Source organism: Candidimonas humi (assembly GCF_019166065.1).
Lineage (GTDB): Bacteria > Pseudomonadota > Gammaproteobacteria > Burkholderiales > Burkholderiaceae_B > Candidimonas > Candidimonas humi.
The window spans coordinates 31,675-57,672 of the sequence record NZ_JAHTBN010000003.1; the positions used below are offsets into that span (position 1 = coordinate 31,675).

The following is a 25,998-nucleotide window of genomic DNA, read 5'->3' on the forward strand; positions in this document are numbered from 1 at the left end:
TGCGCGCCGGCCGGGGGACAGGGCTAAAATAAGCGCCCACGCAACCAGGTAAAGACTATGAGCATAAAGAGCGATCGCTGGATCAGGCGCGCGGCCGCCGAGGGCATGATAGAGCCGTTCGAGCCGGGCCAGGTGCGCTCGGCCAACGGCGGCCGGATCGTCAGCTACGGCACCAGCAGCTACGGCTACGATGTGCGCTGCGCCCGTGAATTCAAGATATTCACGAACATCAATTCCACGATCGTCGACCCCAAGGCCTTCGACGAGAAATCGTTCGTGGATTTCGCCGGGGACGTCTGCATCATCCCGCCGAATTCCTTCGCCCTGGCGCGTACCGTGGAATATTTCCGCATCCCGCGCAGCGTGCTCACGGTCTGCCTGGGGAAAAGCACCTACGCGCGTTGCGGCATCATCGTCAACGTGACCCCGCTGGAACCCGAATGGGAAGGCCACGTCACGCTCGAGTTTTCCAATACCACGCCGCTGCCGGCGAAGATCTATGCGGGCGAAGGCTGCGCGCAGATGCTGTTCTTCGAAAGCGACGAGGTCTGCGAGACCTCGTATCGCGACCGCGGCGGCAAATACCAGGGCCAGCAGGGCGTTACCCTGCCGCGCACTTGACGGCATGAACAGGCTCTCGATCAGGAGCGCTATATGAAATTTCGTTTTCCTATCGTCATCATCGACGAAGACTATCGCTCCGAGAACGCCTCGGGTTTCGGCATACGCGCCCTGGCGGCGGCCATCGAGGCCGAGGGCGTCGAGGTGCTGGGTGTGACGAGCTACGGCGACCTGAGCTCGTTTGCCCAGCAGCAGAGCCGCGCCAGCGCCTTCATCCTGTCGATCGACGACGAAGAATTCGACGTCGATTCGCCCGAGGACGTGGCCAACGCCATCAAGAACCTGCGCAGCTTCATCGGCGAACTGCGTTTCCGCAACGCCGACATTCCTATCTACCTGTATGGCGAGACGCGTACCTCGCAGCATATCCCCAACGATATCCTGCGCGAGCTGCACGGCTTCATCCACATGTTCGAGGACACGCCCGAGTTCGTGGCGCGCCACATCATCCGCGAAGCGCGCGCCTACCTCGACGGCCTGCCGCCGCCGTTCTTCCGCGAACTGGTGAAATACGCCTCGGACGGCTCGTATTCCTGGCACTGCCCGGGGCACTCGGGCGGCGTGGCCTTCCTCAAGAGCCCCGTGGGCCAGATGTTCCACCAGTTCTTCGGCGAGAACATGCTGCGCGCGGATGTCTGTAACGCCGTGGACGAACTGGGGCAACTGCTGGACCACACGGGCCCCGTGGCCGAATCCGAACTGAACGCGGCGCGCATCTTCCATGCCGACCACTGCTACTTCGTGACCAACGGCACGTCCACCTCGAACAAGGTGGTGTGGCACGCCAACGTCGCCTCGGGCGACGTGGTGGTGGTAGACCGCAACTGCCACAAGTCGATCCTGCACGCCATCACCATGACGGGCGCGATACCGGTGTTCCTGCGGCCCACGCGCAATCACCTGGGCATTATCGGCCCGATCCCGCTCGACGAGTTCGACCCCGAGAGCATCCGGCGCAAAATCGAGGCCAATCCGTTCGCGCGCGAGGCGCTCGAAAAACGCCCGCGCATCCTGACCCTGACCCAGAGCACCTACGACGGCGTGATCTACAACGTCGAAATGATCAAGGAAAAGCTGGGCACCGAGATCGACACCCTGCACTTCGACGAGGCCTGGCTGCCGCATGCGGCCTTCCACGAGTTCTACCAGGACATGCACGCCATCGGCCAGGGGCGTCCGCGCAGCGAAGAGGCAATGATCTTCGCCACGCACTCCACGCACAAGCTGCTGGCGGGCATTTCCCAGGCCTCGCAGATCATCGTGCAGGAATCCAAGACGCGCAAGCTGGACCGCAATGTGTTCAACGAAGCCTACCTGATGCACACCTCGACCTCGCCGCAGTACGCCATCATTGCGTCCTGCGACGTGGCCGCGGCCATGATGGAGCCCCCCGGCGGCACCGCGCTGGTCGAGGAAAGCATCCGCGAGGCCATGGATTTCCGCCGCGCCATGCGCAAGGTCGAATCCGAATTCGGCAAGAACGACTGGTGGTTCAAGGTGTGGGGGCCGAACCGCCTGGTCAGCGAGGGCATCGGCAATCGCGACGAATGGCTGCTGGAATCCGGCGCGGAATGGCATGGCTTCGGCGACCTGGCCGAAGGCTTCAACATGCTGGACCCGATCAAGGCGACGATCGTCAACCCTGGCCTGGACATCTCGGGCACCTTCGCCGACACCGGCATACCCGCGGCTCTGGTATCCAAGTACCTGACCGAGCACGGCGTGGTGGTCGAGAAGACCGGCCTTTATACGTTCTTTATTCTGTTCACCATCGGCATCACCAAGGGCCGCTGGAACACGCTGCTGACCGCGCTGCAGCAGTTCAAGGACGACTACGACCGCAACCAGCCGCTGTGGCGCATCCTGCCCGAATTCTGCCGCGATCATCGGCGCTACGAGAAAATGGGCTTGCGCGACCTGTGCCAGCGCATCCACGAGGCATACCGCAATCACGACGTGGCGCGCCTGACCACCGAGATGTACCTGAGCGACATGGAACCGGCCATGAAGCCTTCGGACGCCTTCGCCAAGATGGCGCACCGCGAGGTCGAGCGCGTTTCCATCGACGATCTGGAAGGGCGCGTGACGGGCGTGCTGCTGACCCCCTATCCGCCGGGCATCCCTCTGCTGATCCCGGGTGAACGCGTCAATCACCGCATCGTCGACTACCTGCGCTTCGCGCGCGAGTTCAATGCCGAGTTTCCTGGCTTCGAGACCGACATCCACGGCCTGGCCAAAGAGGTCGACGCGGACGGCGAAATCCTTTACTACGTCGATTGCATCCGTGAAGACTAGCGGTGTGTTCCGCCATTGTGTATCGGCATCCAGGGCATGCTTGTGAAGCGCAATAGCGGGTCCGGACATAGAGGTTTCCGGTGATCGCCGGGAATCTTTCGGGCTCCGGGCGTGGCTGAGGTCTTCGACGCGGCGGTCATAGGCGCCGGCGCGGCCGGCATGATGGCCGCCGCCGTCGCCGGCCAGCGCGGCCTGCGCGTGGCGCTGGTCGATCATGCCGCCAAGCTGGCCGAGAAGATCCGCATTTCGGGCGGCGGCCGCTGCAACTTCACCAATCTGGGCGCCGGGCCCGCCAATTTCCTGTCGCAGAACCCCCATTTCTGCCGCTCGGCGCTGGCCGCCTACACGCCGCGCGACTTCCTGGATCTGATGCGCCGCCACGGCATAGCCTGGCACGAGAAACACAAGGGCCAGTTGTTCTGCAACGACTCCAGCGAATCCGTGATCCGCATGCTGCGCGCGGAATGCGACGCGGGCCGCGTGGCCTGGCGCATGCCTTGCTCGGTCGAGTCCGTGGCGCGCGATGCCGACTGCTACGTGCTGCGCACTTCCGCCGGCGAGATTCGCGCGGCCCAGCTGGTGCTGGCCTGCGGCGGCATGGCGGTGCCGCAGGTCGGGGCCACCGATTTCGCGTTGCGGGTGGCGCGCCAGTTCGGCCTGAAAATCGTCGAGCCGCGCCCGGCGCTGGTGCCACTGGTGTTCGACCCGCAGCAGTGGCGGCCCTACGGTGCGCTGAGCGGCGTGGCGCTGGAAGCGGAAGTCAGCCACGGCCCGGCCAGGCATGCGACCCGTTTTCTCGAAGACCTGCTGTTCACGCATCGCGGCTTGTCCGGCCCGGCCATCCTGCAGATATCCAGCTTCTGGAACCCCGGCGAGCCCATCGTGCTGGATCTCGCGCCCGAACTCGACCTGGAACGCGAATTGCTGGCCGCCAAGCCGGGCAACCGGCAGCAGTTGCATTCGGTCCTGTCGACGCTGTGGCCGCGCCGCCTGGCGGAGCAGTGGCTGGCACAGGCGGATGGCGATTCGAGCCGCGGGCATGATGGCGCGCGGGCCGGAGGCGGCCGGGCTGGCGGCGGGAAGCTCGATGGCGCGCGAGCCGATGATGTGCCCGGGCCGGCCGCGGGCCTGGCCGCCATGCGCATGGCCGACATTCCCGACAAGCAGTTGCGCGCGCTGGCCGCCCGCATACATCGCTGGGAACTGCTGCCGACGGGCACGGCCGGCTACAAGAAAGCCGAAGTCATGCGCGGCGGCGTCGACACCCGCGCCATCGATCAGAAAAGCATGCAGGCGCGCAGCGTGCCGGGCTTGTACATAATAGGCGAAGCGCTGGACGTGACCGGCTGGCTGGGAGGCTACAACTTCCAGTGGGCGTGGGCCTCCGGCATGGCTTGCGGCAAGGCGCTGCAGGCGCAGGCCTGAGTCTCGCAACGGATACCCCGGAATGCGCCAGGCGATGCCGTAGCCTCGTGGCTTCCAGGGACGATGCCCGTCGCCGACACGGGCGGTGCCCGCCACCGACACGGACGATGCCGCCGGTCGCCGCACTTTGTGGCGGCCTTGCCATGATGCAGTGCTTGCCGCTGGTGAGCGCCCCGATTTCGCGTTATGCTTCTACATTGCCGTCACTACACGCGGCGGGAGAGAGCCGGCAGACGCCCGGCCGCCGAAGGCGCAATTCGCCCAGAATCGCTCAGGCACCCCGTACCGCCCGTGTATTGCCCATGGCCACAGGCCGGGCAAGGCGGTATTCTGGAGAGACTCGCCGCAGCCCACGGGCTAGCCGCGCGGGCGCCGAAGGTGAATGCTCGCAGGCGCGAGCCAACTCTCAGGCAAAAGGACAGAAGGGCGACATCCGCAACATTCTTGTTGATACGTGTCGTACCTTAGTCCGGAGTCTCCATGTCTTCTGTGCTCGAACGCACCCCCCTGTTTCCCGTCCATGTCGAGGCCGGCGCCAAGATGGTCGATTTCGGCGGCTGGGAAATGCCGCTGGCCTATGGCTCGCAGCTCGAAGAACATCACGCCGTGCGCCGCGACGCCGGCATGTTCGACGTGTCGCACATGCTCAACATCGACCTGCGCGGGTCCGGCGCCCGGCCGTTCCTGCGCCGCCTGCTGGCCAATGACGTGGCGCGCCTGGCCGTGCCCGGCAAGGCCTTGTATTCGTGCATGTTGAATTTCGAGGGCGGCGTCGTCGACGACCTGATTGTTTATTTCTTCGCCGAGGACGACTGGCGCATCGTGGTCAACGCGGCTACCGCGCACAAAGACCTGGCCTGGATGCGCCGCGTGGCTGCGGCCGGGCATTTCGACATCAGCCTGCAGCCGCGCCGCGACTGCGCCATGATCGCTGTGCAGGGCCCGAGCGCCCGCGCCAAGGTCTGGCAGGCCCGCCCCGCCTGGGAATCCTCCACGCGCGATCTCACGCCCTTCAATGGCGTGCGCGTCGACGCGGACACGCTGGTGGCGCGCACCGGCTATACCGGCGAGGACGGCTTCGAAGTCGTGCTGCCGGCCGGGCAGGCCGAGGCGCTGTGGCGCGACCTGGCCGCCCGCGGCGTGCGGCCTTGCGGCCTGGGCGCGCGCGACACCCTGCGCCTGGAAGCGGGCATGAACCTGTACGGCCAGGACATGGACGATTTCGTGCAGCCGCAGGAATCCGGCCTGGCCTGGACCGTGTCCCTGAAGGACCCGGACCGCGCTTTCATAGGCCGCGCGGCCATCGAGCAGGCGCCCATGGCGCGCACGCTGGTGGGCCTGCGCCTGCTGGAGCGCGGCGTGATGCGCGCCCACATGGCAGTGCGCGCCGCGCAAGGCGGCGGCGAGATCACCAGCGGCACCATGTCGCCGACCATGGGCGTGTCGATCGCCATGGCGCGCATCGACGGTCAGGCGCAGCCGGGCGAGCGCGTCGAGGTCGAGATCCGCGGCAAGTGGGTGCCCGCCGAAGTGGCCTCGCTGCCTTTCGTGCGTCACGGTAAGATTCTGGGAGCCTGAATTTCGCGGGGCCGGCCGCAAGCGCGGCACCCCTTTTTTTAGCGTGTACAGGCCTTGATTCCACGGGATTTCCAGTCCTGCAACCCTTCAAGAATTCCACCCCCATTCCCCAAGAGAGGCACATCCATGAGTCTTCCCACCGATCGCAAATACACCACGTCCCATGAGTGGGTCAAGGCCGAGGGCGACGTATTCCTCGTCGGCATTACCGACAACGCCCAGGACCAGCTCGGCGACCTGGTGTTCGTCGGCGAGGTGCATCCGGGCACCGAACTGACCGCCGGCGAGACCGCCGGGGTGGTCGAATCGGTCAAGGCCGCTTCCGACATCTACGCCCCTGTCGACGGCGAGATCACCGCCTTCAACGAGGCGCTGGAATCCGAACCCAACCGCATTAACGAGGCCGCCTTCGACACCTGGATCTTCAAGATCCGTCCCAAGAACCCCGCCGACGTCGACGGCCTGCTGGATGCAGCGGGCTACGAGGCGGCCCAAGGCTGAGGCTGCGTGGCCGCCGTTGTGCCGCTACCTGGATGGGCCATCGGCTACCGGGGGGCAGTGCAGCGGCGCCGGGCCGGCCCGCCATACTTTTTTCATTTCTCCCGATCAGGTTGCATCATGCTGCGCGAATTAGATCCCCATAGCGACTTCGTACCCCGCCACGTCGGCCCATCCCCGCAGGACCAGGCCCGCATGCTGGCCGCCATCGGCGTCGACAGCCTCGATGCCCTGGTGGGCGAAGTCGTGCCGCCCAGCATCCTGAAGCGGGGCGCGCTGCGCCTGCCGGCCTCGCGCAGCGAACCCGACGTGCTGCGCGAATTGCAGGGCATCGCCGAGCGCAACCAGGTGTTCCGCAGCTATATCGGGCAGGGCTACTACGGCACGCACGTGCCCAATGTCATCCTGCGCAACATTCTTGAAAATCCCGCCTGGTACACCGCCTACACGCCATACCAGCCGGAAATCTCGCAAGGCCGGCTCGAGGCCTTGCTGAACTACCAGACCATGGTTGCCGACCTGACCGGCCTGGACATCGCCAATGCCTCGCTGCTGGACGAGGGCACCGCCGCGGCCGAGGCCATGACCTTGGCGCGGCGCGGCTCGCGCGCCAAGAGCCAGGTGTTCTTCGCCTCGGCGCACTGCCATCCGCAGACCCTGCAAGTATTGCGCACCCGCGCCGGCACCTTGGGCATCGAGCTCGTGGTGGGCGACGAAGCCCAGGGCGTGCCCGATTGTTTCGGAGTGCTGCTGCAATACCCGCAGAGCCTGGGCGCCATCGGCGACCACCGCGCCTTGGCCCAGGAACTGCACGCCCGCGGCGCGATCGTGGCGGTTGCCACCGATCTGCTGGCGCTGGCCGTGCTGGCCCCGCCGGGGGAATGGGGCGCCGATATCGCCGTGGGTTCGGCCCAGCGCTTCGGCGTGCCCATGGGCTTCGGCGGCCCGCACGCAGGCTTCATGGCCTGCCGCGACGCCTACAAGCGCAATATGCCGGGGCGCCTCGTCGGCGTGTCCAAGGACGCCCAGGGCCGCCCGGCGCTGCGCCTGGCGCTGCAGACGCGCGAGCAGCACATCCGCCGCGAGAAGGCCACTTCCAATATTTGCACCGCCCAGGTGCTGCTGGCCGTGATGGCCGGCATGTACGCCGTCTGGCACGGCCCGCAAGGCATCCGCCGCATCGCCCAGCGCGTCGCGCGCCTGGCGTCCTGGCTGCGCGGCACGCTTGCCGGCCTGGGCCTGGCCAGCGTCAACAACACCTGGTTCGACACCCTGCTGCTGGACACCGGCGCCGCCACCGAAGCCATCGTCGAGGCGGCGCAGCGCGCCCGCATCAACCTGCGCCGCGTGGGTGCGGACCGCCTGGCGCTGTCCCTGGACGAGACCGTCACGCAGGAAGACCTGGCGCAACTGGTGGCGGTCTTCGCCGAAGGCCTGGGCAAGCCCTGGACGGCGCCCGACTGGAGCCGGGAAGAACTGCCGCCGGCGCAGGGCATTCCCGCCGAACTGCGGCGCGACGCCGAAATCCTGGCGCATCCCGTGTTCTCGCGCATACGTTCCGAGACCGATATGCTGCGCTATTTGCGCGGCCTGGCCGACAAAGACTTGGCCCTGGATCGCAGCATGATCCCGCTGGGTTCGTGCACCATGAAGCTGAACGCTACTGCCGAGATGATCCCCATCACCTGGCCCGGCTTCGGCGCCATGCATCCCTACGCCCCGGCCGTGCAGAGCGCCGGCTACGGCGAGCTGGTCGAGCGCCTGTCGGCCGCCTTGTGCGAAATCACCGGCTACGACTCCATCAGCCTGCAGCCCAATTCCGGCGCGCAGGGCGAATATGCAGGGTTGCTGGCCATACGGGCCTACCACCGCGCGCAGGGCCAGCCGCAGCGCAACGTGTGCCTGATCCCGGCATCCGCCCACGGCACCAACCCCGCCTCGGCCCAGATGGCCGGCATGGATGTCGTGGTGGTCGCCTCGGATGCCCGCGGCAATGTCGACGTCGCCGATCTCGAGGCCAAGATCGCGCAGGTCGGAGAACGCCTGGCCGCCTTGATGATCACGTATCCCTCGACCCACGGCGTATTCGAGGAAGCCATCACCCGCATCTGCGAGCTCGTGCACCAGGCAGGCGGCCAGGTATACCTGGACGGCGCCAATATGAACGCCATGGTGGGCCTGGCCCAGCCCGGCAAATTCGGCTCCGATGTCTCGCACCTGAACCTGCACAAGACCTTCTGCATCCCGCACGGCGGCGGCGGGCCCGGCGTGGGCCCCGTAGCCGTGCGCGCCCATCTCGCGCCTTATCTGCCTGGCGTGCTGGACGATCGGGGCGACTTGCCCGGCAGCGCCCAGGTCGGCCCGGTGGCGGCCGCTCCCTACGGGTCGGCCAGCATCCTGCCGATCTCGTACGCCTATATCGCACTGATGGGCGCCGACGGCCTGCTGCGCGCCACCGAGGTCGCCATCCTCAACGCCAACTACATTGCGCAGCGCCTGCGCGACTACTATCCCGTGCTCTACGCCGGCCGCAACGGCCGCGTGGCGCACGAGTGCATACTGGACATGCGGCCCATCAAGGAAAGCAGCGGCATTTCCGCCGAAGACATCGCCAAGCGCCTGATCGACTATGGCTTCCATGCCCCGACCATGAGCTTCCCGGTGCCTGGCACCCTGATGGTCGAGCCCACCGAATCGGAAGGCCTGGCCGAGCTGGATCGCTTCATCGACGCCATGATCGCCATCCGCGCCGAGATCGCCCAGATCGAGAGCGGCGCCCGCGACGCCGAGGACAATCTGTTGAAGAACGCGCCGCATACCGCGCAGGCGCTGCTGTCTTCCGAGTGGCACCACGACTACACCCGCGAGGAAGCCGCCTACCCGGTGCCCGGGCTGCGCGAGGCCAAGTACTGGTCGCCGGTGGCGCGCGTCGACAATGCCTACGGCGATCGTAACCTGGTGTGCTCCTGCCCGCCCATGGAGGCCTACGCCGAGGCCGACGCAGCCCTGGAGCAACAGTCCGCCGCCTAGCCGCGGCGGAATGCATGCGGCGCGATATTCGCGCTCAATGCATCAGGATACTGATCGCCGAGGCGCACATGATGGTTCCCGAGGCGATCAGCAGTACGCTGACGATGTTCTTCATGACATGGGCGGAAAAGGGCAGCTTCTGGTGTGCCGCTACCCACGTAACGAGGATCACTACCGGCGTGGCGATCAGGGTCAGGCGCATCGACTCGGGCGTGAACTGACCCGAGAACGCAACGATGGCCAGCCGCAAGACCGACCCCGCGCCGAACAGGAATATCAGCGATTCCTGTATGCGGGACATCGGCCACGGCTGCCGGTACATGATGTACACGAGCGGGGGGCCGGGGGCGGCGAACATGCCGCCCAGCACACCCGCCAGGCTGCCCGCCGACAGGAATGCGCCTTGGCCCGAGGTGCGTTCCAGCGGTTTTGCGGTACGCCACAGCAGCAGCGCGCACAAGATGATGCTGACTCCAAGAATTATCCGCAGGACTTGATAGGAACTGCCGGCCAGCCATGTCAGCAGGGCAATGCCCGCGACGGCGCCTGCCAAGCTTGTGAAAAGCGCCGACCAGAGCTCGCGGTTCAAGTGCAGCGCGCGCCGGCGATAGAGGAATATGCAGGAATTGATGATGATGATCACCGTGACGGCGTTGACGGCGTCGGGCAGCGGAACGATGTCGGTTGCTCCGATGAGGCCGAGAAATATCAGCGCGAGGGCGAAGCCCGTCATCACTTGCGCATAGACTGCGATGGCACAGAACAGCAAAAAAAGGACATATGTCTGCATAGGGTTGCGGCCTTGGTCTTAATGGCGTGTCTTGGTTGTTACGAGGTGGGTCAGGATGCTCGAGCCCGGTTCAAGAGCTTGCGGAAAATGGCGGGCAGAATACCTCCCTGAGCGTAGTAAGCAAGTTCCGCGGCGTTCTCCAGGCAAAGCTGAACCGCGTGCACCGTCCGGCTGTCGTCGGGCCGGGTGATAATCATCCGGATTTGTTTTCGAGGCTCGATTCCTTCTTCGAGGTCGAGCAGATCTATGCGCTCGTCGCCACGCAAGCCGAGAGTCGCGGCGTTGTCATTGCCCAGGAAACAGATGGGCAGGACGCCCATGCCGATGAGATTTCTGCAGTGGATACGTTCGAAGCTCTTGGCGACGATGGCTCGTATCCCGAGCAGGCGTATTCCCTTGGCCGCCCAATCCCGGGACGAGCCCGCGCCGTAGTTGTCTCCGGCAATTATCACGGTGTCGACCCCGGTGTCGCGGTAATGCACGGCTACGCTATACAGCCCCGCCTCCGCGCCCTGGGGCTGCAGGACGGTGTTGTTGCGGTGTGGCGAGCCGGGCCGCAGGATGGACATGATGCGGTTCTCGATCCAGGGATTGGCGAACATGCCGCGGACCGTGACTTCATGGTGGCCGCGGCGTGCGCCGTAAGAGTGAAGTTCTTCTACGGGGACGCCTTGTTCCTGCAACCATGTCGCGGCAGGCGATCGCGGATCGATGGGGCCCGCCGGTATGAGATGCTCGGTGGTAAAGCCGTCGCCGAATATGCCGAGAATGCGCGCTCCGCGGATGTCCCGCAGCGGCGGGGCTGTCGGGCCTATCGAGTCGAAGAACGGCGACCGGGAAATATAGGTCGACCGCGGCCAATCGTAGTTCGGCCCCTGGGGGGCGGGCAGCGCGCTCCATTCCTGACTGTCGCCGGACACGTCCAGCTCGCGCCGCATGGGCAGGAAGGCCGGCCGTTGGAATACGTGCGAGACCATAGCCTCGACTTCGTCGGCAGCCGGCCAGATGTCCGATAAATGGACGGGGCCTTTTGTTCCCCGGCCGATGGGCTCCGACTGCAGGTCGACGAGCACGGTTCCGGCCAACGCATAGGCAAGCACCAAAGCGGGGGAGGCGAGATAGTTGGCGCGCAGATCGGGGTGGATCCGTCCGTCGAAGTTCCTGTTGCCCGAAAGGACGCTGGAAAAAATCATACGGTCGGCAAGGATCGCGCGACGGACCTCCGGGTGGAGTGGCCCCGAGTTGCCGATGCAGGTCGTGCAGCCGAAGGCGGCGATGTGAAAGCCCAGTTGTTCCAGCGGTTCGAGCAGCCCGGCGTCCCGAAGGTACGACGCTACTGCCAGGGATCCGGGCGCGAGGGAGGTCTTGACCCGGTGGCCCACGCTCAGGCCGGCTTGCACGGCATTTCGCGCCAGCAGGCCGGCGGTAATCATGGCCGCGGGATTGGACGTGTTCGTGCAGGACGTGATGGCCGCCAGCACCACGTCTCCGTGTCTCGGCCCAGGTGCTGCGGGGTCCCGCGCATGGCCGGCGCCGTCCGTGCCGGGAGCAGGTTGCACTTGCGGAGGCTGAGGGAAAGCGTCGAGAAAGCGCCGGCGCATTTCGCCCAGGGCAACCCTGTCCTGCGGTCGCCTCGGACCCGCGAGGCTGGGCGCGATCGTCGCCAGGTCGACGACTACGTGCCGGCTGTATCGCACCTTGTTGTTCGCCGCGCCGAATGTGCCCTGCAGCACATGGTAGTCGTGCATGAGCTGGACCTGGGCCGGGTCGCGTTCCGTCGCAAGGAAAAATTCCAGGGTCTTTTGATCGGGAGGAAAGAAGCCTATGGTGGCGCCGTATTCGGGGGCCATATTGGCGACCGTAGCCCTGTCGGCAATGGCCAGCGAGGCAACGCCAGGCCCGAAGAATTCGACGAATTGCCCTACGACATCGACCTGCCGGAGCCGTTCGGTAAGAGACAGCGCCAAGTCGGTCGCTCCGATGCCGGGGCGCAACCGGCCCACCAATTCCACCCCCGTAACGCGCGGCATGGCCAGGTAGACCGGTTCGCCCAGCATGGCGGCCTCCGCCTCGATGCCTCCACAACCCAAACCTATGATTCCCGCGGCGTTGATCATGGTGGTGTGGCTGTCGGTGCCGACCAGGCTGTCAGGGAAAACCAGTTCGCCGCGTCGGTGTATGCCCGGGGCCAGGTACTCCAGGTTGATCTGGTGCAGGATCCCGTGGCCGGGAGGTATTACCCTCAATGTTTCGAACGCGGCCGAGGCCCATTTGAAGAAACTATAGCGATCCCCATTTCTTGCAAATTCAAGACGGCGGTTTTTTTCCAAGGCCTGGCTGTTGCCGTAGTAGTCGACACTGACGGAGTGGTCGACCACCAGGTCCACAGGGATGGTCGGTTCCACCAGCCCGGGAGACAGCCCCGCATTCGTAATCGCGTGCCGCAGCGCCGCCAGGTCTGCCAACAGGGGTGCGCCGGTGTTGTCCTGCAGCAGGACGCGCGCGACGAAAAAAGGGATCTCCGCCGATTGCGCCGAGCCCGGTTGCCAATCGAGCAGTGCTCGCACATGGGAGTCCGTGATGGTCGACCCGTCGTGCCGGCGCAGCAAGGATTCGAGCAGAATGCGCAAGCACACGGGAAGATGATCGACCGCCTTGCCGAAGCATGCCGCGCCTCGCGCGATGTCGTAGTAATACAGGTCATCGTGTCCGGGAAACGGCTGCTTGCTGGACAGGTATGAAGAGGATGAGGAAAGGCTCATGGCAGGGTAGGTTTCGAGGTCGATCCGTGTATCGCCGTATTTCCGGCGTAGCCAATGGCCGCGCGGCTACGCTCGGCATCATTGCGACATGGGCGTTATCGGCAAGCCGCGGGTGCGGGGTTATTGGCGCCTGCCGGTGGCCCACAGCCAATCGGGCAGGGCAATCGCGGCCCGGCCGTCACCGGCGGCCACGTCTCGGCACCAGGCGAAGATCCGGTCGATATGCTCCCGATCCAGTTGCGGCGCGAACATTTCCGCCCGCTCGCGCATTCCGTCCCATTCGTAGGGGTCTTCGGGATCGCCTCGCCGTATTTCACGCGTCTGGCTGATCGAGCGTCCATCCCGCAAATGCAAGGTGACGGTACTCGGGCGCAGGTATGGAAACGCCCGCGAGTAAACCTCCTCCGGGAGGATTTCAATGCGTTGCCGCCACTCTTGAAGCCCGGGGTCTTGAGGGCTGGGGCTTTCGATGTCCTCCATGCGGATAACCCCGGCCTGGAGCACTTTCGACAGGCAGTACGGAATACAAAACGGCGCCGCTGCCGGAGAATCCGGCCAGGCCACCCCGGCAATACGCAACGCCTGGCCGAAAATCCTTACCTCTACGCGCTCGACTTCCGTTGCATGCCATCCTCCTTGCATATATAGGGCGCGCGCGGCATCCAGCGCCGTGAACATCTGTGCGCACGTGGGCCAGGCTTTTATGGTTGCTTCGCATATTTTGTCGCCGTGGCCAAGGTCCCGGTCCAGGGCCTCCAGGGGGCCGTCTCCATGAAGCAGCGCGTACAGGCCGCGCGGGCCGCTGATAAAGGCCCGGGCTCCGGGGAAGCCCGCTTTGGCTGCTGCGGCCGCGGCCATGCCGTTACGTACCGCGAATGCGGGGTGCAGGGCCTTGGATGCGTGGGCGCCATCGTCGAAGAACTGCCACGAGCCCGCGGCCTGCGTCGCGGCTATTCCGAGGGCCGCATGCAACTGGGCGCCGTCGAGTCCCAGCGCCACGGCGCTGGCCGCCGCGGCGCCCAGGGTTCCGGCAGTGGCTGTGGCGTGAAAACGGCCGGAATGTGCCGGCCCTAATGCTTCGCCCACACGCAGCGCCGTTTCGTATCCTGCGGCGATGCTGGCCAGCACTCGCCCCCGTGTGATTTTGTCCCGCGCGGCTAGCGCCAGGGCGGGCGGAATTGCGACGATCCCCGGATGCAGCATGGCGCCGCGATGCGCGTCGTCGACCTCGCGCAGGTGGCTTATGGCGGCGTTGGCATATGCCGCGGCCGGCGGACAAACCCCGCCCGCGTCCCCGAACATTGCCGCAGAGCCCTTTCCCGGAAAACATTCCTGGGCCATTTGCCGTATTTTCGCGGCGGCCGGCAGCAAGGCGCCGGACCAGCCCGCGGTAATCCAGTCGCCCAATGCCAGGCCTAGACGATGCCGAGTTGGTGCGGGCCAGTCGCGAGTGGATAAAGCCTCGAGATAGCGGCACAGCCTGGCTTCCGGTAGCGATGACATTCTGCCTCTCTTGTATTTTTCCAGTAGGAAATTGTCCGGGGCGTAACACCACACGCTGTCATAAACGGTCTTTGGGAATCTTGGAGGCGATCATCCTGTATTTCTCTACATCCGCGGACATATAGTCTTTGAAATTCTTCAACAACAACACACGGGTAGTGGCATTGTCTTGTTCGATCAATTCTTGCAGCTTTGGATCGTCCAAGGCTGAGCGTAGGCTGTTGGCCAGCACGTCCAGAATTTTTTCGGGCGTTCCTTTGGGTGCCACTAATCCGTACCACTGCGTAAAATCAGTCTTGACCCCTAGCTCTTTGAGAGTGGGTATATTCGGCATTGCTTTTATGCGATGCTCCCCTGTAACCGCAAGCAGTCGCAAGGTTCCTTGGCGTACCTGGGACATCAGCGGCGATACGGGTGAAAAATAGGTGGAGACGCGTCCGGCAATCAAGTCCATCGTAGCGGGGCCGCCGCCTTTGTATGCAACCTCGGTCATGTCCATTCCGTAATGCCTGTTCAGCCACTCCATTGCGACATTGGTCGTGGAATGCCTGCCCGAGGAAGCATAGAAAGCCTTGTGCGTTTTTGCGTAGCCGATCAGATCCTGTACGGAATGAAAGCTCGAGTTGGCTGCGACAAAAAGGCCGTAGGGGACTTCCGAGATAAGACCGATGGCGGCGAAATCGCCAGGCGTCTTATAAGGCACCAGCTCAGGGGTAACCGAGGGTGCCACGGACATCAGCCCGGTCTGCGCCAGCAGCAGCGTATAGCCATCGGGCGCTGCGCGTGCCGCCATGGCCGTGCCTATAGTGCCGGCCGCGCCGGGGCGGTTTTCCACTACGATGCTTGTGTGCAGTGTCTTTTCCATTGCATGGGCGATTAAGCGTCCATACAGATCGGTCCCGCCTCCCGGCGGAAAACTGACGATCAGCTTGATGGGATGGTTTGGATAAGTGTCCGCGGCCGCCGTGTGGGGAAAGCCAGCCACGCTCAATAGCAGAAATGGCAATGCGCAGACATGTCGTCGCGTAATCCGGCCCAGCCGGAACGCCGCGCCCTTGTTTGCTAGATTCATGTATGTCTCCTGTAAGTTATTTATTGGATGTAGTTACTGGTTTTGCGATGCGAGCACTCGATCGACAGCCGCGCCGCAAGCCCCCAGGTAATGGCTGGGATCGGTGAGTTCTTCAATTTGCTCGGGCGTCAATGCTTGCGACAGCCGCGGGTGCGCACGCAGCGCGGTCGAGAAATCCAGGCCTTGTTCCAGGCCGGCCATGGACGCCTCGTACACCCACTCGTGGGCCGTCTGCTTTCCGACCCGGCGGCCCACTTCGAGCATGACTCTTTCGGAAAGCAAATATCCTTTCAGCAGCCCGATGTTCCTGCCCATGGCCTGCCGGTCCACACGCAGCCCGCCGAGCAGCATGATGGACTGGGCCAGCATGGCCCCCAGGATCATGCAGCACTCCGGCAGCGCCTTGTATTCGACCTTCCAGGAGATTCCATCGCGCTCGCCCTCCTGGACCATGCCTTCCAGCATCAATGATGCGTTGGCCCGCAGCGTCCTGGACAGCCCCGCGATGTTTTCCGACAGCACGGGGTTGCGCTTGTGCGGCATGGTCGACGATCCGACCTTGCCTTCCGAGAAAATTTCCTCGACTTCGGCTATTTCGTTGCGTTGCATATTGAACAGCTCATTGGCGATCTTCGAGAGCGTGGCCCCGAGCATCGCTATGTTCAGCGCATATTCCGTGAATCGGTCGCGCGCCGGCGCCCAACTGATCAGGGGGCTGTGCAGCCCCAGCCTTTTGAGCGTGCCGTCTTCCACCGCTTTGGCGAGCTCGCCCATGGACGCCTGGCTGCCCACGGCGCCGGCAACCATTCCCGTCAACACGGCTTCCCCCGAGCGTTCGAAGCGTTGCGCGTGGCGCCGCATTTCGTCCGACCAGATCGCGCATTTGTGCCCGAAAGTGATGGGCAGGGCTTGTATGCCGTGTGTCCTGCCGACCATGGGCGTGTCCCGGTGCTCGAGTGCGAGCCTGTTCAATTCCGCTTGCACGCGTGCGATATCCCGGACGAAGACTGCGTGTGCGTCTTTCAGTTGCAGCACCGTACCGGTGTCCACGACGTCCTGGGTCGTCGCGCCGAAATGCAGCCATTCCCCGCTGGTTCCGGAACACTTTGCCTGAATGTGTCGCAGCACTGGAACGAGAGGGTGTTTGATGCGCCGTACTTCTTGCGCGATGGCGGCCGGGTCGAGGTTCTCGATCCTGCAGTGCTCGCCGATTTCCACGGCGGCAGCCTGCGGGACCATTCCCAGCTCCGCCTGAGCGGCTGCGAGCGCCGCTTCGAACATGAGCCACTTTTCATACCGGGCTTGCTCCGAAAAAATCCGCCGGAGCTCGGCAGTGCTCCAGTTGTCTTGCAAGCACTGCATATCAAATACGGAACTGGCCACATGTCCTCCTGTTTCTGGCTCGACACCGAGCGATATTTGTCCTGGTCTTTAAAATGTGTTGTAGTCGCCGCCCTGTTCAAGCCATGTTAAGGTGTCTGCGGTCTCGATAGGCCTGGAATAATCGTTGCTCAGCCTCGGAAATTGTGATGTTCGAAGCAAACCCGGGAAGCAATCCGCATGACGCATGAGGGGATGGGTTCATGACTGTGAGTTTGCGTGCGCTTCAGGCCTTTCTGGCCTTTCACAAGCGAGGAACGATTGCGGGCGCGGCAGAGGAAATACACCTGTCCGCCGCCGCGGTCAGCGCGCAGCTCAAGTTGCTGGAGGAGCGCGTGGGGGTGCCGTTGTTCCTGCGCACGAAGCGTTCCCTGGCGCTATCTCCAGACGGTTTGCGCCTCATTCCCATCGCCGAGAAGATGCTGTCCGTGCAGGAGGAGCTTCTGCATTTTTCGGACTTCGGGAGCCTGCACGGCAGGCTGTCCATAGGGGCGATAAACACCGTGCTGGTGGGGATATTCCCTGCGGTGCTCAACAGGATCAAGCGAGAGAACCCGAAGCTCAAAATTGAGGTCTCCAGCGGCCTGTCGTCCGAACTGGTCTCCAAAGTCGAGGCGGGGGCGCTGGATGCGGCGGTAATCAATATGCCGCCCTACGGATTGCCTTCGGGCCTCATCATCCACCCCTTGTACAAAGAGCCGATAGCTCTGGTGCAGTCTGCCGCCACCCACTACCGGACCATAGACGAGGCGCTCCAGAAGGCGGAGTACATCGCGCTGAACCGCAACACCTGGCTCGGGCGCTTTATCGACAATTGGCTCTCGTCCGCGGGATTAAGCGCGTTTCCGGCCATGGAACTGAGTTCTCAGCCTGCCGTGCTGGCCGCTGTGGAGTTCGAGCTTGGCGTTTCGATCTTGCCGGTTATCCGGGGTCAGGTCCTGTCGCATAACCGACGGGTGTCCTACACGAAAATCGAAGGCTTCCAACGCATTGTCGGGCTGGTCGAGCGGCAGTCCCACGTCAAATCGCACATCATCGCCCAGTTGCTGAGCGTTATCACGACGCTGACCGGCGAGTCCTGAACTTGTTTGCGGTGCCAGCGGGCAAGGGGGCCCGCAGGGGCGGGCCACGCCACAAGTGTGCAGCGTGCCTGTTATGGGGGCCGCGCCGGCGAGCGGCACGAACAAACGATTTTTCCATCTATTGCAGACCCCGGTTCCCTTGTCCCTAGGGAAAATCACCGATCGGGATTTCCCCTAATTAGATCTCTTGGTTATTAATATATTATTAAAAGAGATATAGAAAGAGGGTAAATCAGTGAGCACCAACGACCGTCCGCCCGTTCCCGCGGGGCGGCTACGCAAGGCGCCCGAGGGGTTTGTTTCTGGCGATCTCATCAACGAAATCTGCGCGCACGGCATGGACGAAACCCGCCGTGGCTTCCTGCGTAAGAGCTTCCTGGCCGCCGGCGCGGCCCTGACCGCGGGCGCCGCCGGCCGCGCGCTTGCCGCTACTCCTGCGGCCGGGGCGGCCGCCCAGGCTGCGCAGGGCGATCCCATGATCCTGCAGCCGCGTCCCTGGAGCACCATGCTCGGCCATCCCGTGGCCTTCCATCCCTACGGCGTGCCGTCCAAATACGAGGCCAACCTGCAGCGCCGCCAGTCGCCCGGCCTGACCCAGACCGCGCAGGCTTCCGTAGCCTTCGCCCCGCTGCAGGGCTTCTTCGGCATCATCACCCCCAATGGGCTGCATTTCGAGCGCCACCACCAGGGCTGGGTCGACATCGACCCCGACCAGCACCGCTTCATGATCAACGGCATGGTCAAGGAGCCCAAGGTCTACACCATGGACGACCTGATGCGCATGCCCTCGGTATCGCGCATCCACTTCATCGAGTGCGGCGCCAACACCGGCATGGAATGGGGCAATGCCGCCGTGCCCACCGTGCAATACACGCACGGCATGCTGTCCTGTTGCGAATACACCGGCGTGCCTCTCAAGGTGCTGCTCGACGATTGCGGCGCCGACCTCAAGAACGGCAAGTATGTCCTGGCCGAAGGCAACGACGGGTCCAGCACCACTCGCACCATTTCCATGGAGGCCGCGCTCGACGATGTCATGGTGGCCTGGGCCATGAACGGCGAGATGCTGCGCCCCGAGAACGGCTATCCGCTGCGCCTGGTCGTGCCGGGCGTGCAGGGCGTGTCCTGGGTCAAGTGGCTGCGCCGCATCAAGGTCGGCGACCAGCCCTGGAACGCCATGAACGAAACCTCGGCCTATGTCGACCTCATGCCCGATGGCATGCTGCGCCAGTACACCTCGATCCAGGAGTGCAAGTCCGTCATCACCAGCCCTTCGGGCGGCCAGATGCTGATGGGCAAGGGCTACTACAACGTCAGTGGCCTGGCATGGTCGGGCCGCGGCAAGATCAAGCAGGTCGACGTGTCTTTCGACGGCGGCCGCAACTGGAGGACCGCGCGCCTCGAAACCCCCATCCTCGACAAGTGCCTGACCCGCTTCAACATCGATTGGGTCTGGGATGGCTCTCCCGCCATATTGCAGAGCCGCGCCATGGACAGCACCGGCTTCGTGCAGCCCCGCTACGGGCAATTGCACGCGGTGCGCGGCACCCGTTCCACGTATCACAACAATGCCATCCAGTCCTGGCAAGTGGCCGACACCGGGGAGGTCTTCAATGTACACGTGGAGTAGAACGGCGGCGGCTCGCGCCGCGCTACTGGCAGGCCTGGCGTGTACCGCGGCCCTGGGTGCAGCATCTGCGGCGCCGGCCGCAACGGGCGGCCACGGCGCCGCCGCGGCTCCTGCGGCAGCGGGGCCCCGCGTGGCCCATGCCGCGGTTCCGGGTTCCGGCGCCATGAATGCCTTCAGCCTGGGCCGGGAGGCCACGCCCGCCGAATTGCAGGCCTGGAACATCGATGTGCGTCCGGACTTCAAGGGCCTGCCGCCGGGCAGCGGTACCGTCGAGCGCGGCAATACCATCTGGGACTCCACCTGCGCCTCGTGCCATGGCACGTTCGGCGAAAGCAACGAGGTCTTTACTCCCATCGTCGGCGGCACCACCGACGAAGACATCAAGACCGGCCATGTCGCTTCGCTGCTCAGCCCTGCCCAGCCGGTGCGCACCACCTTCATGAAGGTCGACACGATCTCCACGATGTGGGATTTCATCTACCGGGCCATGCCCTGGAACAAGCCCAAGTCGCTCAAGCCCGATGACGTCTACGCCGTGCTGGCCTATCTGCTGAACCTGGCGGAAATCGTGCCCGAAGACTATACCTTGTCGGACAAGAACATCGCCGAGGTGCAGGCGCGCATGCCCAATCGCAATGGCATGGTGTTCTGGAAAGGCATGTGGGATGTCAACGGCAAGCCCGATACCCACAATACCGCCTGCATGAAGGACTGTATGCCGGATGTGAAGGTCGCTTCCAGCCTGCCGGCCTATGCGCGCAATTCCAATGGCGACTTGGCGACGCAGATGCGCATCGTCGGGCCGGTGCGCGGCGCCGATACCCTCAAGCCGGCGCCGACCGGGACGCCCGCACAGAATGCGGCGGTTGCGCAGCTGTATGCCCGCAGCGCCCTGGGGCTGGACGGCGCCAAGCCGGCGGCCGCCTCCGGCCAAGGCTCTACCGGCCAGGCCGCTGCCTCCGGCCAGGCGTCCGGCACGAGCGTGGCGTCGGCGGATGGGCAAAAGGCCCAGGAACTGCTGAAAACCAACGGCTGCACTGCCTGTCATGCGGTGGACAAGAAGGTTCTGGGCCCGTCTTTTATAGATATTTCCAAAAAATATAAAGGACAGGGTTATGCTATCGAAAAACTTGCTAAGAAAGTCCGCGACGGTGGTAGCGGAGTCTGGGGAAGCATACCGATGCCGCCTCACCCCGACCTGGGTGAGGCCGACCTGAAGACCATGCTCGAATGGATCCTGGCAGGCGCCCATGCTGCGCAGTAGCGGGGCGTGCGCGGGCGGGATGTTGCCCGCCCCGGCGCCGATGCTTTGCGCGCGCGGCCCGGACGCGCAATAACGGCTTTTTTACGGTCTTTTGCAGCCAGGCTGTTTCAAAACATCATGAATTCGCTCAAAATTCGAATTTCGCTCAAAGAGGAGTTAAACCATATGAATCACCAGCGTAGAGACGTACTGCGGTTGGGTACGGTACTGGGGCTGGCCGTGGCTGCCGGGGTGCTGCGCCCCGAAGAGGCGCGCGCGGCGCAGGAACAATGGAACAAGCAGGCGTTCGACGGCCATTCCGTCGATGACGTGGTCAAGGCGCTCAATGGCTCCGCGCCCGCGGACAGCGCCGACGTCACGTTGGTGGCGCCGGACATCGCCGAGAACGGGGCTGTGGTGCCCGTGGGCGTGGTCAGCAAGCTGCCCAAGACCACGCAGATCGCCATCCTGGTGCCCAACAATCCTAACGCGCTGTCGGCCTTGTTCGATCTGCCCGAGGGCTCTCTGCCCGATATCGCCACCCGCATCAAGATGGGCAAGACGTCCGACATTTATGCGCTGGTCAAGGCCGACGGCAAGTATTACACCGCACACAAGAACGTCAAGGTGACGCTGGGCGGCTGCGGCGGCTGAGGCGGCCCCCGACCAACCCAGTCACTGGATCTGAACATAAAGGAAGAACACACATGGCAACCAGACCAATGCGCATACGCGCCGTCGAGAAAGACGGCGTGACCGAAGTCAAGGTACTCATGAGCCACATCATGGAAACCGGCCAGCGCAAGGACAGCTCGGGCAAGATCATCCCGGCGCACTTCATCGACGTGGTAGAGGCCAAATGCAATGACAAGACCGTGCTGAGCGCTCAATGGGGCCCGGCCGTGTCGCGCGACCCGTTCCTGTCGTTCAAGTTCAAGGGTGGCAAGAAGGGCGACAAGCTCACCATCGCCTGGAAAGACAACGAGGGCGAAAGCCGTAGCGATACAACAGAAATCCGCTAGACGGAGGGGAGCGGACGGCGCTACGCTTGGCGCACATCCGACCTCGGGAGAAGCCAATATGAAAAGAATAGTCTTGAGCGCACTGGCCCTGGTGTCAGGCTGCGCAGTATTTGCAGCCGGCGCGGCGCAGCAATCCGCTTCCAGCGCCGAGCAGGGCATCGAGCAATACCGCCAGATGCTGGGCGAGGGGGGCAACCCGGCCGACCTCATCGTCATGACGGGCGAAGATCTCTGGAAAGAAAAGCGCGGCCCCAAGAAAGCTACGCTCGAGAAATGCGACCTGGGCATGGGTCCCGGCGTGGTCAAGGGCGCTTATGCGCACCTGCCGCGCTACTTCAAGGACACCGGCAAGGTCATGGACCTCGAGTCGCGCCTGCTGTACTGCATGGTCAATCTGCAGGGGCTGGACCGCGACGACATCATCAAGCACGCCATTTCCAAGTCGGGCGAATATTCCTCCGACATGGAATCGCTGGTGGGCTACGTGGTGGACAAGTCCAAGGGCATGAAAATCGAAGTTCCGCAAAGCCACAAGCAGGAACGCGAAGCCTATGCGCGCGGCAAAGAGATCTTCTTCTTCCGCGGCGGGCCCTATGATTTCTCCTGTGCCTCGTGCCATGGCGCCGACGGCCAGCGCATTCGCCTGCAAGACCTGCCCAACCTGACCAAGCAGGGTCCGGCGCGCGCCGCTTATTCCTCGTGGCCGGCCTATCGCGTTTCGCAGGGCGCCCTGCGCACCATGCAATGGCGCTTGCAGGACTGCTTCCGCCAGCAGCGCATGCCTGTCCTGAAATACGGCTCGCAGGCTTCGATCGATCTCACGGTATTCCTGGGTGTGAATGCCAAGGGCGGCGAAATGGCCGCGCCCGGTCTGAAACGCTGAGGGGAACCCACATGAAAAAAATGATATTCGCACCATTTGCAGCCGCGCTGGTCCTGTCCGCGGCCGGCGCCCCGGCCCTGGCGGCCGAACATGCGGCCAAGAACGATCACGACGCCCTGGTGGCCGAGCTGAAAGCGTCTTTCAGCGAAAAAGGCGTGGCCAAGCTCGACCGCTTCGATCAGTCGGCCATGCAGCGCGCCTGTTCCCAAGTAGGCCTGACCGGCAAGCCCCTGAGCAAGCAGCAGGAAGAAGCCATCACCAAAGAAGCCCTGGCCAGCGTCAAGGCGCCCGCCGACGGCAAGTACCTGGGCGACTGGAAGGCCGGCGAGAAGACCGCCCAGAGCGGCAAGGGCTTGCAGTTTTCCGACAAGCCGGGCGCGCCCAGCGGCGGCAACTGCTACGCCTGCCACCAGATGACCAAGGCGGAAATCTCCTACGGCAATATCGGCCCGTCGCTGCTGCATTACGGCAAGCTGCGCGGCGATTCCCCGAAGGTCGTGGAATACACCTGGGCCAAGATCTACAACTCCCATGCCTATAGCGCCTGCTCGGTAATGCCGCGCTTCGGGGCTGCGGGCATCCTGACCGAAGCCCAGATGAAGAACGTCATGGCCTTGTTGTTCGATCCAAAGTCGCCGGTCAACGACGACACGGTCAAGCCTTGAGCCCTGGCCGGGCCGCCGCTGCGGCCCGGCATTTCCCAGTCATAGCATCCAGAGCATCCATCATGTGGCCCAGAAGTTCCGTCCGGCTATTGCTTGCCGGCGCAGCAATTGCGGTAACCGGCCTGTTGCCGGCAAAGGCGCTGCGGGCCGAGCCCGCCGTGGGCGACACCGTAAAACTGCCGGCGTTGACGCTGCTCGACGGGCGCCACTTGCCCGCCGATTATTACCACGGCAAGCCGCTGATCGTGGAGTACTGGGCCTCATGGTGTCCGTTCTGCGCGCGCCAGAATCCGTACTTGCAGAAGCTCGTGCCGCTGGCGCGCAGCAAGGGCCTGGAAATCCTCACCGTCAGCGTAGACCGCAAAGAATCCGCGGCGCGCGACTACGTGAGCAAGCATTCCTATACCTTCCCGGTCGCCATGGAGACGCCCGAACTGCGTGGCCTGTTCGGCAAGCGCAGGGTGCTTCCCCAGATTTTCGTGATCAAGGCCGACGGCAAGATCGCCGAGGTCATACCCGGCGAGATGTTCGAGGAAGACGTCCTGGACCTGATCAAGTACGCGCCCGGCAAGCCCGGGTAGCCGCAAGCGCCTGGCCTGCATCGGCCGGTGTTCGTAGCGCCATGCCCGGCAGCCGCGGCGATGCGCAAGCAACTGCCGTCTTCCATGCCGGTGCGGCGCATGCGGATGCCGGCATCGACCGCGCCCGGGCGGCAAGCCCGGCGGGGGCGCCGCAGCCGCGGCGGCCGTTTCTCCATCCAGCAATCAGCACAACCTGCGAGTAGCCATACATGATCAATCGCCGTGAATTCCTGCAGATTCTTGCCGTTGCCGCCGCGGGAGGCATGGGCCTCTCGAATTCGGCGCGCGCCGCGGAACAGGCCGCCGCCAAGTTCTACGACCTGCCGCGCTTCGGCAATGTGCATCTGCTGCACTTCACAGACTGCCATGCGCAGTTGCTGCCCATTTATTTCCGCGAACCCAGCGTCAATCTCGGGGTGGCGGGCGCACGCAACCAGCCGCCGCACCTGGTGGGCGATTATTTCCTGAAGCATTACGGCTTTGCGCCGGGCTCGGCCCAGGCCTACGCCTATACCTGCCTGGATTTCGAGCAGGCCGCGCGGCAATACGGCAAGGTCGGGGGCTTCGCGCACCTGGCCACGCTGGTACGCCGCCTGAAGGCCGGGCGCCCCGGGGCGCTGCTGCTGGACGGGGGCGACACCTGGCAAGGCTCGGCCACCGCGCTATGGACCAAGGCGCAGGACATGATAGATGCCAGCTTGCAACTGGGCGTGGACATCATGACGGCGCACTGGGAATTCACCCTGGGCGCGCAGCGCGTGCAGGAAGTGGTCGAAGGCGCCTTCAAGGGCAAGATCGATTTCATCGCGCAGAACATCGAGACGGCGGATTTCGGCGATGCGGTGTTCCCCTCATACACGATGCGCGAGATGAACGGCGTGAAGCTGGCCGTGATCGGCCAGGCCTTTCCCTATACGCCGATTGCCAATCCGCGCTACATGGTGTCGGAATGGACCTTCGGCATCCAGGAGGAGCATCTGCAGAAGGTCATCGACGAGGTGCGCGGCAAGGGCGCCCAGGCGGTGGTGCTGCTGTCGCACAACGGCATGGACGTCGACCTGAAGCTGGCCTCGCGCGTGCGCGGGCTGGACGCAATCCTGGGCGGCCACACCCACGACGGCGTGCCCGAGCCGGTGGTGGTTTCCAATGCGGGCGGCAAGACCCTGGTCACCAACGCCGGCAGCAACGGCAAGTTCCTGGCCGTGCTCGATTTCGACGTGAAGAACGGCAAGGTATCGGATTTCCGCTACAAGCTCATGCCTGTTTTCGCCAACTACCTGGATGCGGATCCGGCCATGGCGGCGCTGATCGACAAGGTGCGCGAGCCGTATGCGGCCAAGCTGGCCGAGGCCCTGGCCGTGACCGACGAAACCCTGTATCGGCGCGGCAATTTCAACGGCACCTTCGACCAGCTCATCCTCGATGCCTTGATGGCCGAGAAAGAGGCCGAGATCGGCTTTTCGCCGGGCTTCCGCTGGGGCACCAGCCTCTTGCCGGGCGCGACGATCACCATGGAAAACCTCATGGACCAGACCGCCATCACCTACCCGTACACCACCGTGACCGAAATGCCCGGCAGCCAGATCAAGACCGTGCTCGAGGACGTGGCCGACAACTTGTTCAACCCCGATCCCTATTACCAGCAGGGCGGCGACATGGTGCGCGTGGGCGGCCTGCGCTACAGCATAGAGCCCAACAAGCCCGCCGGCAGCCGCATCGGCGACATGAACCTGAACGGCAAGCCGATAGAGGCGGACAAGAAATACAAGGTGGCGGGCTGGGCGCCCGTGGCCGAGGGCGCCAAGGGCGAGCCGATATGGGACGTGGTGGCGCGCCACCTGCGCGCCCACAAGACCATAGGCAAGCTGACCCTGAACGAGCCCGTGGTCAAGGGCATGCAGGGCAACCAGGGCAGCGTGTGATTTTTTTCTTACTGTT

20 protein-coding genes and 2 riboswitches are annotated in these 25,998 nt (G+C 64.1%); of the genes, 15 read left to right on the forward strand and 5 right to left on the reverse strand.

The genetic code is table 11. The features are described from left to right. The first annotated feature begins 57 nt into the window (after window positions 1–57). The 6 genes from dcd to gcvP all read left to right on the forward strand — a co-directional run bounded on the left by dcd (window position 58) and on the right by gcvP (window position 9,447). Window positions 58–621, forward strand: a complete 564-nt coding sequence (gene dcd, locus KVP10_RS07090) for a dCTP deaminase (protein WP_217963870.1) — start codon at window positions 58–60, stop codon at window positions 619–621. A 33-nt stretch (window positions 622–654) separates the two neighbouring features. Beyond that, window positions 655–2,916, forward strand: coding sequence for an arginine/lysine/ornithine decarboxylase (locus KVP10_RS07095; RefSeq protein WP_217963872.1), 2,262 nt, complete (start codon window positions 655–657; stop codon window positions 2,914–2,916). A 111-nt stretch (window positions 2,917–3,027) separates the two neighbouring features. Further along, window positions 3,028–4,341, forward strand: a complete 1,314-nt coding sequence (locus KVP10_RS07100; RefSeq protein ID WP_343218701.1) for a BaiN/RdsA family NAD(P)/FAD-dependent oxidoreductase — start codon at window positions 3,028–3,030, stop codon at window positions 4,339–4,341. Window positions 4,342–4,547: 206 nt separating this feature from the next. Continuing rightward, window positions 4,548–4,639: riboswitch (glycine riboswitch) on the forward strand. A gap of 22 nt (window positions 4,640–4,661) precedes the next feature. Next, window positions 4,662–4,773, forward strand: a riboswitch (glycine riboswitch). A 48-nt stretch (window positions 4,774–4,821) separates the two neighbouring features. Continuing rightward, on the forward strand, window positions 4,822–5,919 hold the full coding sequence (gene gcvT / locus KVP10_RS07105; protein WP_217963873.1) for a glycine cleavage system aminomethyltransferase GcvT: 1,098 nt from the start codon (window positions 4,822–4,824) through the stop codon (window positions 5,917–5,919). 126 nt (window positions 5,920–6,045) lie between these two features. After that, window positions 6,046–6,420, forward strand: coding sequence for a glycine cleavage system protein GcvH (gene gcvH / locus KVP10_RS07110; RefSeq protein ID WP_217963874.1), 375 nt, complete (start codon window positions 6,046–6,048; stop codon window positions 6,418–6,420). 117 nt (window positions 6,421–6,537) lie between these two features. Continuing rightward, complete coding sequence (gene gcvP / locus KVP10_RS07115; RefSeq protein ID WP_217963875.1) at window positions 6,538–9,447, forward strand: aminomethyl-transferring glycine dehydrogenase; 2,910 nt, start codon at window positions 6,538–6,540, stop codon at window positions 9,445–9,447. Between the two features lie 34 nt (window positions 9,448–9,481). Here gcvP and KVP10_RS07120 read toward each other — a convergent pair whose 3' ends face one another. The 5 genes from KVP10_RS07120 to purB form a co-directional block, all read right to left on the reverse strand. Beyond that, window positions 9,482–10,237, reverse strand: a complete 756-nt coding sequence (locus KVP10_RS07120; protein ID WP_217963876.1) for a TSUP family transporter — start codon at window positions 10,235–10,237, stop codon at window positions 9,482–9,484. A gap of 50 nt (window positions 10,238–10,287) precedes the next feature. Further along, a complete protein-coding gene (gene acnA, locus KVP10_RS07125; protein WP_217963877.1) occupies window positions 10,288–12,999 on the reverse strand; it encodes an aconitate hydratase AcnA in 2,712 nt (903 codons plus the stop codon). Between the two features lie 120 nt (window positions 13,000–13,119). Next, complete coding sequence (locus KVP10_RS07130) at window positions 13,120–14,502, reverse strand: MmgE/PrpD family protein (RefSeq protein WP_217963879.1); 1,383 nt, start codon at window positions 14,500–14,502, stop codon at window positions 13,120–13,122. A gap of 58 nt (window positions 14,503–14,560) precedes the next feature. Next, the gene (locus tag KVP10_RS07135; RefSeq protein ID WP_217963881.1) at window positions 14,561–15,574 is read right to left on the reverse strand and encodes a Bug family tripartite tricarboxylate transporter substrate binding protein; all 1,014 of its coding nucleotides are present in this window, start codon (window positions 15,572–15,574) and stop codon (window positions 14,561–14,563) included. A gap of 33 nt (window positions 15,575–15,607) precedes the next feature. Beyond that, window positions 15,608–16,936, reverse strand: coding sequence for an adenylosuccinate lyase (purB, locus tag KVP10_RS07140; RefSeq protein WP_246600529.1), 1,329 nt, complete (start codon window positions 16,934–16,936; stop codon window positions 15,608–15,610). Window positions 16,937–17,157: 221 nt separating this feature from the next. On the opposite strand from purB, the gene KVP10_RS07145 reads away from it, so the two are divergent. The 9 genes from KVP10_RS07145 (at window position 17,158) to soxB (ending at window position 25,982) form a co-directional block, all read left to right on the forward strand. After that, entirely contained in the window at window positions 17,158–18,036 is an 879-nt protein-coding gene (locus KVP10_RS07145) for a LysR family transcriptional regulator (RefSeq protein ID WP_217963883.1), read from the forward strand. A 235-nt stretch (window positions 18,037–18,271) separates the two neighbouring features. Beyond that, window positions 18,272–19,666 carry a sulfite dehydrogenase gene (gene soxC, locus KVP10_RS07150; RefSeq protein ID WP_217963884.1) on the forward strand — a complete coding sequence of 465 codons (1,395 nt, stop codon included), beginning with the start codon at window positions 18,272–18,274 and terminating at the stop codon, window positions 19,664–19,666. Between the two features lie 163 nt (window positions 19,667–19,829). Then, window positions 19,830–20,930, forward strand: a complete 1,101-nt coding sequence (locus tag KVP10_RS07155; protein WP_246600461.1) for a c-type cytochrome — start codon at window positions 19,830–19,832, stop codon at window positions 20,928–20,930. Between the two features lie 165 nt (window positions 20,931–21,095). Next, window positions 21,096–21,563 (forward strand): thiosulfate oxidation carrier protein SoxY, encoded by a 468-nt coding sequence (soxY, locus tag KVP10_RS07160; protein WP_217963886.1) that lies wholly within the window; start codon window positions 21,096–21,098, stop codon window positions 21,561–21,563. A gap of 53 nt (window positions 21,564–21,616) precedes the next feature. Beyond that, window positions 21,617–21,931 carry a thiosulfate oxidation carrier complex protein SoxZ gene (soxZ, locus tag KVP10_RS07165; RefSeq protein WP_217963887.1) on the forward strand — a complete coding sequence of 105 codons (315 nt, stop codon included), beginning with the start codon at window positions 21,617–21,619 and terminating at the stop codon, window positions 21,929–21,931. Between the two features lie 58 nt (window positions 21,932–21,989). Further along, window positions 21,990–22,814 carry a sulfur oxidation c-type cytochrome SoxA gene (soxA, locus tag KVP10_RS07170; protein WP_217963888.1) on the forward strand — a complete coding sequence of 275 codons (825 nt, stop codon included), beginning with the start codon at window positions 21,990–21,992 and terminating at the stop codon, window positions 22,812–22,814. Window positions 22,815–22,825: 11 nt separating this feature from the next. Further along, window positions 22,826–23,479 carry a sulfur oxidation c-type cytochrome SoxX gene (gene soxX / locus KVP10_RS07175; protein WP_217963890.1) on the forward strand — a complete coding sequence of 218 codons (654 nt, stop codon included), beginning with the start codon at window positions 22,826–22,828 and terminating at the stop codon, window positions 23,477–23,479. A 62-nt stretch (window positions 23,480–23,541) separates the two neighbouring features. Next, window positions 23,542–24,060: a redoxin domain-containing protein gene (locus tag KVP10_RS07180; protein ID WP_217963891.1), complete on the forward strand. Its 519-nt coding sequence runs from the start codon at window positions 23,542–23,544 to the stop codon at window positions 24,058–24,060. Window positions 24,061–24,272: 212 nt separating this feature from the next. Continuing rightward, window positions 24,273–25,982, forward strand: coding sequence for a thiosulfohydrolase SoxB (soxB, locus tag KVP10_RS07185; protein WP_217964487.1), 1,710 nt, complete (start codon window positions 24,273–24,275; stop codon window positions 25,980–25,982). Window positions 25,983–25,998 lie beyond the last annotated feature (16 nt).

What these genes read in the sequence shown, in the direction of transcription:
- soxA (WP_217963888.1), top strand. Translation starts at nt 21,990, where the DNA reads ATGAAAAGAATAGTCTTGAGCGCACTGGCCCTGGTGTCAGGCTGCGCA.
- KVP10_RS07155 (WP_246600461.1), top strand. Translation starts at nt 19,830, where the DNA reads ATGAATGCCTTCAGCCTGGGCCGGGAGGCCACGCCCGCCGAATTGCAG.
- KVP10_RS07135 (WP_217963881.1), bottom strand. Translation starts at nt 15,574, where the DNA reads ATGAATCTAGCAAACAAGGGCGCGGCGTTCCGGCTGGGCCGGATTACG.
- purB (WP_246600529.1), bottom strand. Translation starts at nt 16,936, where the DNA reads ATGCAGTGCTTGCAAGACAACTGGAGCACTGCCGAGCTCCGGCGGATT.
- KVP10_RS07095 (WP_217963872.1), top strand. Translation starts at nt 655, where the DNA reads ATGAAATTTCGTTTTCCTATCGTCATCATCGACGAAGACTATCGCTCC.
- KVP10_RS07145 (WP_217963883.1), top strand. Translation starts at nt 17,158, where the DNA reads ATGACTGTGAGTTTGCGTGCGCTTCAGGCCTTTCTGGCCTTTCACAAG.
- KVP10_RS07120 (WP_217963876.1), bottom strand. Translation starts at nt 10,237, where the DNA reads ATGCAGACATATGTCCTTTTTTTGCTGTTCTGTGCCATCGCAGTCTAT.
- soxZ (WP_217963887.1), top strand. Translation starts at nt 21,617, where the DNA reads ATGGCAACCAGACCAATGCGCATACGCGCCGTCGAGAAAGACGGCGTG.
- acnA (WP_217963877.1), bottom strand. Translation starts at nt 12,999, where the DNA reads ATGAGCCTTTCCTCATCCTCTTCATACCTGTCCAGCAAGCAGCCGTTT.
- KVP10_RS07130 (WP_217963879.1), bottom strand. Translation starts at nt 14,502, where the DNA reads ATGTCATCGCTACCGGAAGCCAGGCTGTGCCGCTATCTCGAGGCTTTA.
- KVP10_RS07180 (WP_217963891.1), top strand. Translation starts at nt 23,542, where the DNA reads ATGTGGCCCAGAAGTTCCGTCCGGCTATTGCTTGCCGGCGCAGCAATT.
- soxX (WP_217963890.1), top strand. Translation starts at nt 22,826, where the DNA reads ATGAAAAAAATGATATTCGCACCATTTGCAGCCGCGCTGGTCCTGTCC.
- dcd (WP_217963870.1), top strand. Translation starts at nt 58, where the DNA reads ATGAGCATAAAGAGCGATCGCTGGATCAGGCGCGCGGCCGCCGAGGGC.
- gcvT (WP_217963873.1), top strand. Translation starts at nt 4,822, where the DNA reads ATGTCTTCTGTGCTCGAACGCACCCCCCTGTTTCCCGTCCATGTCGAG.
- soxY (WP_217963886.1), top strand. Translation starts at nt 21,096, where the DNA reads ATGAATCACCAGCGTAGAGACGTACTGCGGTTGGGTACGGTACTGGGG.
- gcvP (WP_217963875.1), top strand. Translation starts at nt 6,538, where the DNA reads ATGCTGCGCGAATTAGATCCCCATAGCGACTTCGTACCCCGCCACGTC.
- gcvH (WP_217963874.1), top strand. Translation starts at nt 6,046, where the DNA reads ATGAGTCTTCCCACCGATCGCAAATACACCACGTCCCATGAGTGGGTC.